General features: G+C 58.5%; 11 protein-coding genes. 5 read left to right on the forward strand and 6 right to left on the reverse strand.

Annotated features, from left to right (window positions below; all coding sequences use genetic code 11):
* Positions 1-252 precede the first annotated feature (252 nt).
* From queE to JTP94_RS14780, 4 genes are all read right to left on the reverse strand, one after another.
* Positions 253-981, reverse strand: coding sequence for a 7-carboxy-7-deazaguanine synthase QueE (gene queE / locus JTP94_RS14765; protein WP_246754977.1), 729 nt, complete (start codon positions 979-981; stop codon positions 253-255).
* Positions 978-1,334: a 6-carboxytetrahydropterin synthase QueD gene (queD, locus tag JTP94_RS14770; protein WP_204851239.1), complete on the reverse strand. Its 357-nt coding sequence runs from the start codon at positions 1,332-1,334 to the stop codon at positions 978-980. Before queD ends, queE begins: the two co-directional genes overlap by 4 nt.
* Positions 1,334-2,044, reverse strand: coding sequence for a 7-cyano-7-deazaguanine synthase QueC (gene queC / locus JTP94_RS14775; RefSeq protein WP_204851240.1), 711 nt, complete (start codon positions 2,042-2,044; stop codon positions 1,334-1,336). Before queC ends, queD begins: the two co-directional genes overlap by 1 nt.
* 169 nt (positions 2,045-2,213) lie before the next feature.
* Positions 2,214-3,320 (reverse strand): aldo/keto reductase, encoded by a 1,107-nt coding sequence (locus tag JTP94_RS14780; RefSeq protein ID WP_204851241.1) that lies wholly within the window; start codon positions 3,318-3,320, stop codon positions 2,214-2,216.
* A 142-nt stretch (positions 3,321-3,462) separates the two neighbouring features.
* Here JTP94_RS14780 and JTP94_RS14785 point away from each other — a divergent pair, with 142 nt between their 5' ends.
* The gene (locus JTP94_RS14785; protein WP_204851242.1) at positions 3,463-4,374 is read left to right on the forward strand and encodes a LysR family transcriptional regulator; all 912 of its coding nucleotides are present in this window, start codon (positions 3,463-3,465) and stop codon (positions 4,372-4,374) included.
* Between the two features lie 250 nt (positions 4,375-4,624).
* A complete protein-coding gene (locus tag JTP94_RS14790; RefSeq protein WP_204851243.1) occupies positions 4,625-5,032 on the forward strand; it encodes a helix-turn-helix domain-containing protein in 408 nt (135 codons plus the stop codon).
* Between the two features lie 42 nt (positions 5,033-5,074).
* Here the strand turns inward: JTP94_RS14790 and JTP94_RS14795 are convergent, their stop codons facing one another.
* Positions 5,075-6,340 (reverse strand): pilus assembly protein TadG-related protein, encoded by a 1,266-nt coding sequence (locus JTP94_RS14795; RefSeq protein ID WP_204851244.1) that lies wholly within the window; start codon positions 6,338-6,340, stop codon positions 5,075-5,077.
* 579 nt (positions 6,341-6,919) lie between these two features.
* On the opposite strand from JTP94_RS14795, the gene JTP94_RS14800 reads away from it, so the two are divergent.
* Positions 6,920-8,998, forward strand: coding sequence for a bifunctional diguanylate cyclase/phosphodiesterase (locus JTP94_RS14800; RefSeq protein WP_204851245.1), 2,079 nt, complete (start codon positions 6,920-6,922; stop codon positions 8,996-8,998).
* Between the two features lie 124 nt (positions 8,999-9,122).
* Here JTP94_RS14800 and JTP94_RS14805 read toward each other — a convergent pair whose 3' ends face one another.
* Complete coding sequence (locus tag JTP94_RS14805; protein ID WP_204851246.1) at positions 9,123-11,594, reverse strand: glycoside hydrolase family 3 C-terminal domain-containing protein; 2,472 nt, start codon at positions 11,592-11,594, stop codon at positions 9,123-9,125.
* A gap of 418 nt (positions 11,595-12,012) precedes the next feature.
* On the opposite strand from JTP94_RS14805, the gene JTP94_RS14810 reads away from it, so the two are divergent.
* Together JTP94_RS14810 and JTP94_RS14815 are read left to right on the forward strand one after the other, a co-directional pair.
* On the forward strand, positions 12,013-12,882 hold the full coding sequence (locus JTP94_RS14810) for an ABC transporter permease (RefSeq protein WP_204851247.1): 870 nt from the start codon (positions 12,013-12,015) through the stop codon (positions 12,880-12,882).
* A 37-nt stretch (positions 12,883-12,919) separates the two neighbouring features.
* Positions 12,920-13,663 carry an ABC transporter ATP-binding protein gene (locus tag JTP94_RS14815; protein ID WP_034511416.1) on the forward strand — a complete coding sequence of 248 codons (744 nt, stop codon included), beginning with the start codon at positions 12,920-12,922 and terminating at the stop codon, positions 13,661-13,663.
* Positions 13,664-13,667 lie beyond the last annotated feature (4 nt).

Here is a 13,667-nt window from a genome sequence, read left to right on the forward strand (position 1 = left end):
GCGATCCCTCGCGCGCAAAATTATCTCACCGGACCGCTGATCTGTCACGTTCACGTCCGCGATGCAGCTCCGACGAGAAAGTGACAAGCGCTACCCATGCTCGGTCATAGGATTTTTCCGACACGTTGCCTTTCCAAACGTTGAAGCCCGGGGAAAATAGCAGACGCCTCATGAAGCTGTGTTCGAAAATGTTGAGTTATGTTGCGGCTCCGGCAAAAGAGAAGGCGACGGCCTCCCCGGCTCCGGTCCTGCTCAAACACCGCGCTTGTTGCCCCAGATGAGCACATGCAATTGCGGCAGGACCCGCGCCTCGAACCACCTGTCATCGCTGACCTTGTCCACGAGCCAGCGCATCCGCTCCATGACACCGTCAATGTCGACGATAGCATCGTCGGCATCGGGCGGCGGCGGCGTGTGGTTGCCGGGCTGCAGGTAAACAGGCAAATGTGGATAGCGGGAAGCAGCCGCGCGCGCATAGGCATAATCGCGATCGTCGAACACGACGATCTTCAGCGCGACCTGCGGCTTGTCCGCCGCGATGCGCAAACAGTCGTCGAAGGCGCCCCAATCCGTAACCATGCCGCTCGATGGTGGCTTCGGGCTCAACACAAGCGTGTCGAGCTCGGCGAACCATTCCTTGGCGACGCTCCCCTGCGTTTCCAGCGCGAAGCGATAGCCTTCGGCGTGACCGTGGGCGATCAGCGGACCGAGCGGCTGGACGGCCGGATTGCCACCCGAGAGCGATATCGTCAGCGGCCTGCCGCCGGAAAGCCGCGTCACCTCTAGCCAGATCTCCTCGACCGACATCGGCCGCCATTGATCGCGATAGTCGCTGTCAACCGCATGCAGCGTATCGCACCAGGAACAGCGGTAGTCGCAGCCGCCGGTGCGCACGAAGACAGTCGGCAACCCGATCAATATCCCCTCGCCCTGGATCGTCGGCCCGAATATCTCGCTCACGCGAATGCGCGCCTCGCTCATGGCCGGTATTCCGCCCAGGTCTTCGGCGTCTCGCTGACCCGTACCGCCGACGTCTCGGGCAGACGGGCCTTGCACCAGTCGTAGAAATGCTTGGCGAGACATTCCGACGTCACGCGGCCATGGCCAAGGACATCATTCAAATGGCGATGGTCGAGATTGTCGTCGATATAGCGTTTTAGCGGCTGAAGCTCATGATAGTCACGAACGAAGCCATTGCCATCGAGTTCGGCGGCCGAGAGCTCCACCACGACGATGTAGTTGTGCCCGTGCAGCCGCGCGCATTGGTGATCGTCGGGAAGATGCGCCAGCTGATGCGAGGCCGAGAAATGAAATTCCTTGGTGATGCGGAACATCACTTCACCTCCTGGGCCGAAAAGCCGGCCGTGACGGCTACCCAGAAGTCGGGATCCTCGTAATCCGTGGGGTCTTCGACGCCGGCAAGATGGAAAGCTTCTCGACGCTCGACACAGGTGCCGCAGCGCCCGCAATGGCGAGTGCCGCCCTTGTAGCAGGACCAGGTTTCGGCGAAGGGTGTGTTATGTCTCGCGCCGTCGATGACGATATCCGCCTTCGAAATGGTCACAAAAGGCGCATAGAGCGAGACGTTGGCATAGCCTTCCAGGGCATGGTTCTGCATCTGCTGGAAGGCATCGATGAAGCCCGGCCGGCAATCCGGGTAGATGAAGTGATCGCCGCCATGGACAGCGACGGCCACGGCATCCGCCTTTTGCGCCGCCGCAAGCCCGAAGGCGATCGCGAGCATGATCGCATTGCGGTTCGGCACGACGGTCGCCTTCATGGTCTCTTCGGCATAGTGCCCGTCGGGCACATCTATGTCGTCGGTGAGAGCCGATCCGGTCAGATGCTTGCCGATGGCGGTAATGTCGATGATCTCATGCGGCACGCCGAGGCGTGTTGCGCAGGCCGCGGCGAATTCCACTTCCTTGCGATGCCGCTGGCCATAGTCGAAGGAAACGAGGCCGATAAGCTGATGTTCGGCCGCGACCTTATGAGCGAGCGAAACGGAGTCCAATCCGCCGGAGCAGACGACGATAGTCTTCATAATTCAGGATCCCTTGTTTTGACCGGGTGGGCTGCGACCGGATTTCGTGGCCCTTATGGGCTACGGCGCGCTCAGTAGCAGCAGAACTCGGCGGAAACAAGGACCCTCGCAATATAGTCGTTTTGGGCCGGCATCGCTGCCGGCCCATCGCTGGTCCTCGCCTGCGACGTTAGCTGACGCCGGCAAACTTTCCCGAAATAGTCAGATCCGGATAGTAACCGGCCGGCTTGTCGCCCACCGTCTGACCGCCGGTCATAGCGCCCTGGATCTCCGCTCCGAAGAAGGAATAGGGGAAGGTTGGCTGCAACGCACTGACATCGTCGAGCCGTTGGCGCAACGCCGACGGAATCTCGAAGTCCATTGCGCCGAGATTGTCGTTCAGCTGCTCCAGCTTCGTTGCGCCGATAATGATCGAGGCGATGCCTGGCTGCGTCATGGCCCAATTGACGGCGACCTGTGCCATGCTGCGCCCAAGCTCGGCAGATACCTTTTCCAGCTCGGCAACGATTGCCCAGTTGCGTTCGTTGAACTTCTGAAAGCCTGGATTTGTCGTTCCTCGTACAGTCTCGAGCCGACCGGCCGTCGGCTCTGCGGCGCTCGGGCGGTACTTGCCGCTCAGAAGACCGCTCGCCAATGGGCTCCAGGCCATGACGCCAGCGCCATAGCGCGTGCCGAAGGGGATGAACTCGTTCTCGATATTACGCTCCGCCAGCGAATATTCGAGCTGCAGTGCCGATATCGGCTCATAGCCGCGATACTCGGCGATAGCCTGGGCGCGGCTCACATACCACGCCGGCACGTCCGACAGACCGACGTGAAGCACCTTTCCCGAACGGACGAGATCGTCAAACGTGCGCATGACCTCTTCGGGCGGCGTCAGCCGGTCCCAGCAATGCATCAGGTAAAGATCGATATGGTCGGTGTTGAGCCGCTTCAGCGAGCCCTCGACGGCGCGCAGTATGTTCTTGCGGCCATTGCCGGCGGCGTTCGGTGTGTGTGCCTGAAGGTTCATGCTGAATTTTGTCGCGATCACAGCCTCATCGCGCAGTCCGCGTTCGGCGATGAATTCGCCGAGCCAGGTTTCCGACGTGCCGCCGGTATAGGCATCGGCGGTATCGAAGAAATTGCCGCCGGCCTCGACATAGGCGTCGAAGATGGCGCGAGCCGTCTTCTTGTCCGATCCCCAGCCCCATTCCGTGCCGAAAGTCATGGTGCCGAGGGCAAGCCGCGTTACTTTCAGGCCGCTATTGCCGAGAGTGTAGAATTCCATGCTCATGGATGTGCTCCTCATTGCCGCGTGCAGCCTCGTTCGGATGGTCGATCGGGCCTGTCGGCGACTTGACCGACACAGGATCGCCTCTTTTGTGTCCTGCGATAAGATCATTTAATTCGCATACATTATGCGATATAGTTCATGAATGGATCGCGATCTGCTGCCTCACCTGCCCGTCATCGTTGCCGTGGCTCGCCGCGGCGGTTTCGCCGCTGCCGCCAGTGAACTGGGAATGAGCGCGTCGGCCGTCAGCCATGCCGTCCGATTGGTCGAAGAACGGCTCGGCCAGCCGCTCTTTGCGCGCACGACCCGCAGCGTTGCGCTGACGGAAGCCGGCCGGAGCCTGATCGGCACGGTGACACCGGCATTGCAGGATATTCACGAGCGGCTCGAGCGCATCCGCGCCGTCAAGGGAAGGCCAAGTGGCCTTTTGCGCATTAATGCTGCGCGCGTCTGCCTGCCGCTTGCGGTGACGCGGGTGATTGCCGCGATGGCCGATCGCTATCCCGAGGTCGAGGTGGAAATCTTTTCCGACGAGCGACTGACCGATATCGTCTCCGAGGGCTTCGATGCCGGCATACGCATCGGCGAAATGATCGCTCGGGATATGGTGGCGATCCGCCTCACCCCTCCCTTTCGCTCGGTCGTGGTCGCCTCTCCAGCCTATATCGGCCGCCATGGGCGGCCGACGACACTGGGCGAGCTTTCCAATCATAATTGTATTGGTTATCGGCTCATCCGCTCCGGCGGTCTCTATCAATGGGAATTCGTCGAGGCCGGCCGGGATGTCGCGGTGACAGTCGGCGGTCAGGCAATCGTGACGGAATCGCATTCGGCAATCGAATTGGCGCTGGCAGGCATCGGACTTGCCTATGTCTTCGAACCGCTGGTGCAAGCGGACATCCAGGCCGGCCGGCTGGTCCAGCTATTGGCCGACTACGCGGTCACCGAGGGCGGCCTCTTTCTATATTTTCCGCGTCGTGCCGAGCTGGCGCCGAAACTCAGGGCCTTTATCGATACGATCAGGCAAATCGGCCGCGAATCGGCGGCCAACTAGGCCGGCGTATCGGGCTGTCGGCGTCCGCGTGACGCCCTTCGCAATGTTCAGATAGCGCAAACATTGTACCGAATGCGCAAGAAACGGATGGCGTGACGACAGCCGGGGTGAATTGACGTTGCCGTCCCATATGACGCCCGGCAGTCATAAGTCGCGGGCTCTGCCGACATGATGTCCAGGGGTCTCGCAGCCTCCCGCCCATCGACCCCTCGCAGTTCGATGGGCGGCACCATCGCCAGAAAGAGGGTCTATGCAAGATACGTCGAATAGAAAGCTACCCAGCCCGATCGATATTGAAGTCGGAAGACGCATCCGGATGCAGCGGCGCATGTTGGGCATGAGCCAAACGGCGCTTGCCGAAGGGCTGAATGTGACGTTTCAGCAGGTCCAGAAATATGAGAAGGGCACAAATCGGGTCGGCGCCAGCCGGTTGCAGCGGGTTGCAGACTGCCTCGGCGTGTCAATTTCGCATTTCTTCGACAACCCAGTTGCCCGTTCCCATACTTCGGGAGACGAGGCGCTGGGCGTCAAGAACGATCTTGTCAGCTTCCTTTCATCCGATGAAGGCGCCGAACTCAATCGCGCCTTTGCAAAGATCAAGGACACAAAGACGCGGCAGAAGATCATAGGCCTGGTCAAAACGCTGGTCACAGCATAGCCAGCCCGTGGCTATCCTTAGTCGGTCATCCGAGGCACCTCGTCAGCCCGTGAGCCGCGGCGTGCGAATGACCTTCAGGAACAGCGCATTCATCGCATCGGTGATCCCTTGCGTCGGGCTGACTTCGAAATAGAGGCCAGGCGACGCGCAGTTTTGCAGGTTCGTGCCGATCTGCGATTGGAACGGCGCGATCCAGGTGTTGTACCAGGCATTCTGCGGCAGCGGGAAATAGGTCGTGTAGAGAATGGCGATCTTGACGTTCTGGTCCTTTAGCGGCTTGCAGAAGGATATATCGAGCGGCTCCTGGCAGCGGCCACCCGTCGTCGGCTTCGTGCATGTGGTGGGCTTGTAGCTGTCGCCAACCCCATCTGTCACGAAGAACAGCACCTTGGCGCGATCCGAGCTTGTCGTGCCGCCGCCGCCCGTGCCGATGATCGGCTTGAGCTGCGTCAACATCGTGTCGAAGCTCGTGTCCTGGTCGCTATTGTAATTCTGGTAGGGCGTGGTCATCAGATCGACCGCGCCGGTGGAGGTCTTTACCTGAGTCATATCGGAAGACAGAGCGGACACGCTGGTCAGACCCGCGCTTTCCGCCTTAGTACCGAATGTGTAGACGGCCATGCGATACTGGTCGGGCGTCGAGCGATTGGTGGTCGCCGTATCGGTCAGCGACTGGGTTGCCTGCCGCACCACATCGATGCGCATCGTTACATTAAGATTTTTCGCTAAGTTATAATAATTATTAGTCGTATCCAGATTGTGGCACGCAAAGGCACAGGTATCGCTCGTGTTTGCTTGCATCTTGGTGATATCGGCCGTCGTGGCGCCCACACCCATCGATGGGGTGTTGTCCAGCAGCATATAGAAGTCGATGAAGCTGGCCGTCTGGTATTGCGCGGAGGCCGTACCGCTGATCGAGATCGAGGTTTGCCCCATGATCTGCATCAAGGTCGTCGGCACGCTGGCGGAGAAGTTGACCGTCGACGAGACGACATTCGAAACCCTGTTGACCGAAATATTCACGTTGACGGGCACGTTTTGCAGGTCGCTCGACGCCTGGCCGAAGAAGAGTTTCCGTGCATCATCCTGACCGATGCTGACGGTGCCGTCGCTGGTCATCTTCAGCGCCGCGGCGACCGCGGGCGACGAGTCAGCAATCGCGCCGAGCGCCGCAGCATCCGCCGCATTATAAAGCTCGGTTCTGGCCACCAGTGCGTTGGTGACGTCTATCGCCATTCCGGCGGCGGCAATCAGGGGAACCGCAAGCAAGACGGTGACCGTAGCGAAGTTCCCGGCTCGGTCGGCCATCAGCTTTCGGGACAAGTGATGAAGTCTGCGGAAGGGTCTGATGCGGGCCTTTGATCTCTTCACGAACGAGCTTTCATATAATAGAAATTGTATCGACTACTAAATACAAGCTGAAAGTAGTATAACTTTCAACTATACTTAAATACATCGTCTCCCATAAAGATTGATATTAGGATAATATGCGACATTTCATTTTAGGAATTGCTGCATTTCTAACAGAGTTACTTTAGATATAGTTTTAAGCTTCGAATATCGAAGTCAGTTCTCGGATCAGAGTTCTGACGAGAGATCTCGATCGCTGCCTGCCGAAATTCGAGCCGGTCGCATAATTGATGGGAAAGCGGCTTTGAAGGCGAGTGAAGTGCGCATTCCGCATGCCGCGACGGCGCAGAAAGGCAGAGCGCCGGTGCGGTGATAAGATCAGGGCCCGTGTGGAAATACACCTTTCGCGCGATTTATATCGAGCGTCTTTACTTGATCTTCAGTGTTCATCGACGAAGGATCTGCGCGTCGATTTCCGGCGCAACGACGGCCTATCGAAGATCCGTCGCCGCCATAGAATAGATTTGGGATTTTTGCGTGCGCGTTCTTTCATGCATCGTCACGGAACATAATCTGTGGCTCGTTCTTCTCGCGGCATTCGTCTGTATCAGCGGTGGATGGATCACGCTCGGCCTGCTGCAGCGAGCAGAAAAGACCCACGGACTGCAACGAAGCGGCTGGATCTTCCTGACGGCAGTCGCCGCCGGTTCTTCCGTCTGGTGCACCCATTTCATTGCCATGCTGGCCTATCAGGTCGGCGCGCCCGTCACCTTCGATCCGATCCTTACGATGGCGTCATTTCTACTGGCGGTGGCAGGCGCTGCCGGCGGTTTCGCGGTGATGCTGTCGCGCACGCAGCGGATAGCGCCGGAACTGGGTGGCGCCGCCGTCGGCCTCGCCATTGCGACCATGCATTATACCGGCATGATGGCTTACCACGTCGATGGCATCGTCGAATGGAACCAGGGCTATATCATCGGTTCCGTCGTGCTTTCGGTCACCTTCGCGGCATTTGCCTTCAATCAGGCGATCCGTCGGCCTTGGCGTGTTGCGCCGCAGGCTGCTCTCGTCCTCTTCGTTCTTGCGGTCGTCGCGCTTCATTTCACCGCGATGACTGCCGTATCGGTGACGCCATTGGCAACGGGCGCCGGTATTGTCGATTCCTACGCGCTGAAGGCGATGGCCGTTGCGGTTGCCGGTGGCGGCTTGCTTGTCATCGGCACTGGCGTCGCCAGTTACATGATCGACGAACGCGCCTCGCGCGAATCCATCGAGAAGCTTCAGCATATGGCGCTCAACGATCTGCTGACGGGCCTGCCCAATCGCTGTAGTTTCAGCGATTATCTCCACAGTGAGATGGAGCGCGCCACGGAAGATGGTGCAAAGCTCGCCGTAATCGGCATAGACCTTGATCGATTCAAGGAGATCAACGACCTGCGCGGCCACAAGGCAGGCGACCAGGCACTGAAGGCCATCGGACGCCGCCTTGCGCGCCTCATCAAGGATGGCGAGTTTGTCGCACGCGTCGGAGGTGACGAGTTTGCGGCAGCCAAGCGCTTTCAGAATCAGAGCGAGTTGCTGGATTTCGTGGCACGTCTGGAAAAGACCATGTTCGAGCCGATCCGCATCGATGATTTCGAGACGGTGACCGGCGCAAGCATCGGCGTCGCCGTCTATCCCGATGACGGCGTCGACCTGGAGCGCCTTATCAGCAATGCCGATCTTGCGATGTATCGTGCCAAGGCCGATATCGGCCGCGCCGTCTGTTTCTACGAATCCAGAATGGACGAGGCAGCGCGCGCCCGGCACACGCTTGCGCAGGATCTGCGCCGTGCCGTCGAACTCGATCAGCTCGAACTGCACTATCAGGTGCAAACCTCGGTCCGCACCGGCGAGGCCTGCGGCTACGAGGTCCTGGCACGCTGGAATCATCCCGAACATGGCCAGGTTCCGCCATCGGAATTCATCCCGATCGCCGAGGAAAGCGGTACCATCCTCGTGATCGGTGAATGGGTCCTGCGAACAGCCTGCAAGCAAGCGGCCTCATGGGACCGGCCCTATAAGATCGCCGTCAATCTCTCGCCTGTGCAATTCGCCCATGCGGACCTTGCTAAGCTCGTCCATTTGATCCTCCTTGAAACCGGCCTGTCTCCGGCGAGGCTGGAACTGGAGATTACCGAGTCCACCATCATCGCCGACAAGAGCCGCACCCTGCATGTGCTGCGGCAGATCCGGGCGCTCGGCGTGACCATCGCAATCGACGATTTCGGAACGGGTTATTCGTCGCTCGACACGCTGCGCTCGTTCCCCTTCGACAAGATCAAGCTCGATCGCTCCTTCATGAGCGAAGTGGAGCGCAGCATCCAGGCGAAGGCGATCGTCCGAGCAGTTCTCACGCTCGGCAGGAGCCTTGAAATTCCCGTCCTGGCCGAGGGCGTCGAAACCAATCACCAGCTCGAGATCCTCCGCATCGAAGGCTGTGACGAGGCCCAGGGGTTCTTTCTTGGACGGCCAAAGCCGGTCGGACAGATCTTTCAAGCTGATCATGCTGCCGACGACGGGTTTGCCCCCTCCTTTTCCGGGCGTGTCCCTCCCCTGCGCATGCGCCGTCGTTAAAGGCGGATAGAGTAAGTAGCCCCGAAGAACACGGACGGCTTAAGAGCGTAGACGGCGACACGCAGACTATTCTCCCGCATCGCCGCCTGCCCGAAAGACGGTGGCTGCTGTTGGCGTTACGACTTCAGATGGAACGATCCGTCGTCTCGCCGATCCATTCCTTTGCAAGTTCGATCGTCACTGCCGAGCGGATATCGGCGGCATTGGCAGCCACCAGAAGCTCGTAGCGGCCGGGAGTGGCATGGAATGCCTTTGTCTCCACATCGAAATAGCTGAGATCACGGGGCTTGACGACCAGCGACGCCGTGCCCGTCTCTCCCGCGGCAAGCCGAAGCTTGGCAAAGGCGCGTAACTCCTTGTCCGGTCGCTCAACCGTCGCGGCGAGCGGTCGCACGTAAAGCTGCACCAGCTCGGATCCCGCCCTGTCGCCAACATTGGTGACATCGACCGTGACGGTGATGCCATCGGGTCCCATCTCCGTTACCGACGCCTGCGCCTTGCCCCAATCAAAGCGCGTGTAACCGAGACCGAAACCGAAGGGGAAGAGAGGCTCGACGCCGCGCGTATCATGATGGCGATAGCCGACAAAAACGCCTTCGGCGTAGCGCACGTGCCCATCCTTCCCGGGATAGATAGCGGCATCGTCTGTGATCGCGGAATTGTCCGCCAGGCGCTTCGGGAAGGTCTGAGGCAAGCGGCCACCGGGCTCGACGTCACCGAACAGCACATCGGCCACGGCGTTCCCAAGCTCCTGGCCCGGATACCACATCTGAAGCACCGCCTTGACCTTGCCGAGCCATGGCATTTCGATGGGTCCGCCCGTCTGCAGCACGACGACCGTATTGGGGTTGACCGCCGCCACCCTTTCAATCAGCTCTTCCTGCCGGCCAGGCAGGTGCAGGTCTGGCAGATCGAGCCCTTCGGTGTCCCATTGCCCATCGCGGCCGACGAACAGCAGCGCGGTATCGGCGGCGCGTGCCGTCTCGACAGCCTCTGCCATGTCCGCCTCGCCGAGCGGCTTTTCCACGCCGAAGCGGACGGCCGTCAGATTGATCCCCTCCTCGGTCGTCGCCGAAGAGCAATATTCGACGACGATCTGATACTGCTGACCGGCCTCGAGGTGCACGCCCTGACGCTGTTCGACATTGGCCGTGCCGAAATAATTATCGCCGCGTGTCCAGCCGTCATAACCGTTCACGACAAGCCTGCCATCGACATAGAGCTTGGCAAGGCCTGCATTGGTCATGCCGAAGACGTGCTCACCGCTTTCGGTCGGTATGTAGAAAGCCGTCATGCGCGCGGAAAATTCACTAGGATCGAGCTCGGGGGACGGCAGATCGAACCAGAAGAACTCGCCCTTGTTCGCCGGCTCCGCCGCCACCGGCGAACCGGCCAGGCTACGGCCCCTGAAATATTCCACCCTCATCTCGCCGGAAAAGACGTTGATTAGACGATTGTTGCGGCAGCCCGGGGCATGGCGGATGCTGTTGGCGTTCGACAGCGCCGCGCGAATGCCTTCAAGCGGGCTGATCTTATAATGCGCAGCAATCTGGGCACTGCCGCCGCCCATGACCCGCGCCTCGGCGGCATTTGGCCCGATAACAGCCACATGCCCAAGCCCTAATTTCTGCAGCGGCAGAATGCCGTCATTCTTGAGAAGAACCGCGCCTTCGGCACCAAGCTGACGGATCAGAGCTCGATCCTCGGGCAGATCCGACGCATGCTCGGTCAAATCCGGGGTGTTCTCGAAGGCGCCGACGCGCTCCAGCAGCGTCAGGATGCGCCCGGCGGCCGCACGGACGGTCTCGGGCTTGACCTCACTGTTGCGCACCGCCTGCACGAGCTTTTCGCCGCGATCGCGCGTCGGCCCCGGCATTTCAAGATCGAGCCCGGCATTGACCGTTGCTACGGTCGAATGCGAGCCGAACCAGTCGGACATGAAGATACCGTCAAAACCCCATTCCTCACGCAGAACCTTCGTCAGCAGCCAGGGGTGTTCGCTGGTATAGGTTCCATTCAGCCGGTTATAAGACGACATAACCGCCATGACGCCGGCTTTCCTCACGGCCTGTTCGAACGGCGGCAGGTAGATTTCGCGAAGCGCGCGTTCGTCAATATCCGACGACATCGTCTGCCGCTCCATCTCGGATTCGTTGCCGGCGAAATGCTTGATCGTCGCCGCAACGCCCTGGCTCTGCACGCCCTGGATATAGGCAACGGCGAGCGCTGCCGTCAGCATCGGATCTTCGGAGTAGCATTCAAAGTTGCGGCCGTTCAGGCCCGAGCGATGAATGTTCACCGTGGGCGCCAGCAGGACGGCAGCGCCCTTGCTCTTCGCCTGGCCGGCCAGCGCCACACCCATGCGCTCGACGAGCGCCGGGTTCCATGTCGCGCCGAGCGCGATGGCAACCGGAAAGCAGGCCGCATTGACGCCGGCAACCAGCGATCCGGCACCACGCGCGCCGTTCGGCCCATCCGTGACCTTGATCTTCGGGACGCCGAGACGCTCAACCGGCACCGTGGTCCAGAAATCGGCACCCGCAAGCAGCGAAACCTGTTCCTCAAGCGTCATCCGGTCCAGAATATCGTCGATCATAAAATCTCCCGAAGTTTTCATTGGCTGCCCCCGTCGCGCCGCGTGGCGGAGATTCGTGTCCGCAATCGGGCAAATCCTAGCCGACCGGAGTGCCTTTGCGTTAGAATATGGTGCGGCAATTTATCGTACAAAATGTCAGTTTCGAAAATAGCATCCAATCGAAAACATTCAGCGATTTCTGCACTCGCCGGCTTTAAGGCAGCAATTCCCTTTATGCCTGCCGAATAACACTAGCTGGTTCAAATCGCCGGCGGGCAACGGCCTAACAGAGAACAGCCCTCCGGGTTGGCCGCCAGAAACCTTATTTTAACCGCCGTCCACAATGAGGCACCGCGATACCCGTTTTTGGGTAAATTTGCATAAGGGGGCTATTCTCGGTTTCCATGCTTTGCTAGGGGTTCGCCTTAAAAATGATCGCATGTCTTTGTTGCTGAAGCAGAAGACGAAGCTGAAAAATGGATTGCCGGTGAGAAATCTGAAAATCGCAAATAACGAGGTGCCTTATCACGGCGCAGTGTGGGATATTACGGAAGCCTTATCGAATTTCCGTCTGGCTGCTTTGCTCGGATGGCAAGATGTGGCGCAGCGCTACAGACGATCCCGGATCGGCGCATTCTGGCTCACCATCAACATGGGGGTGCTGATCGGAGCACTGGGTCTCGTTTTCGGCACGATCTTCAATACGCCCATGAACGAGTTTCTTCCCTTCATATGCGTCGGCCTGATTTTTTGGGGTTATTACACGCAGATCGTCAGCGAAGGGTGCTCCGGATTTATATCCAATAGCGACATAATACTGCAATTGGATCTACCATTCTTCACGTATATCTTGAGAGTCTGGTACCGCAATTCGGTAATACTAGCACACAATCTTGTTATATTTCCAATCGTTCTGCTAATATTCTGGAAATCCATTGGGGCCTCGGCACTACTGGTCGTGCCAGGATTCATCATTGTGACGTTAAATATGACTTGGATCGCATTGACGCTGGCGATCTTATGCACTCGCTATCGCGACCTGACCCAAATTGTGCAGAACATCATGCAAGTGATGATGTACGTCACCCCGATAATGTGGATGCCCGACCATTTGCCGCAACGTGCATCGCACATCATGCTCGACTACAATCCCTTTTTTCATCTAATTTCGGTCGTCAGAAATCCGCTTCTTGGGCAAACTGTTACAGCAGCAAATTGGGTCGTAGCCGTTGGCGTTGCGATTGTCGGCTGGTCTTTCGCGCTTCTTCTATTGAAAAAATACCGAGCCCGCATTGCCTACTGGCTGTGAGCAACGAAACCAGACATCTCAGAAAACGCAGGCAATTATGACATCCATCTCTCTACAGAATGTCACAGTCGACTTCCCGATCTATAACGCGCGCGGCAGGTCGCTCAAAAATCGCGTCATGAAAATGGCGACTGGTGGCTCGATCAACTCTGAAAGTGGCGGTGTCGTCGTCGTCCGCGGACTGGACAATATCAATATCGAACTGAGCCGGCATGACCGGATTGGTCTCATAGGCCACAATGGCTCGGGCAAGACGACACTTCTGCGCGTGCTGACGGGCGTTTATGCACCGACTTCAGGCAAGGTCGACATAAGAGGCAAGTGCACGTCGCTCATCAATATCTCTCTCGGGATCGATCCAGAAGCCACAGGACGTCAGAATATTTTTCTTAGAGGCGCTCTACTGGGCTTCAAAAAGGAAGAGATGAAAGAAAGGCTGCAGGAAATCGAGGACTTTAGCGAGTTGGGTGATTTCCTTGAAATGCCGGTTCGCACCTATTCCTCAGGCATGCAATTGCGATTAGCATTTTCTATTTCTACCATTCTTCAACCTGAAATCCTGATTATGGATGAATGGCTGGCGACAGGCGACGAGGGATTCAAGGCGAAGGCCAACCAGCGATTAAATGAGCTTGTTGAAAAGACCCAGATTCTCGTGATCGCAAGCCACGCCAAGGATCTTCTGGCAAAAAATTGCAACAGAGTGGTGTGGCTTGAACACGGCAAAGTGCGGATGGATGGCGCACCGAGCGAAGTGCTGGACGCCTATTTCGGCCCTTAACCAC

Source organism: Martinezella lusitana, from assembly GCF_016901135.1.
Taxonomy (GTDB): domain Bacteria; phylum Pseudomonadota; class Alphaproteobacteria; order Rhizobiales; family Rhizobiaceae; genus Rhizobium; species Rhizobium lusitanum_D.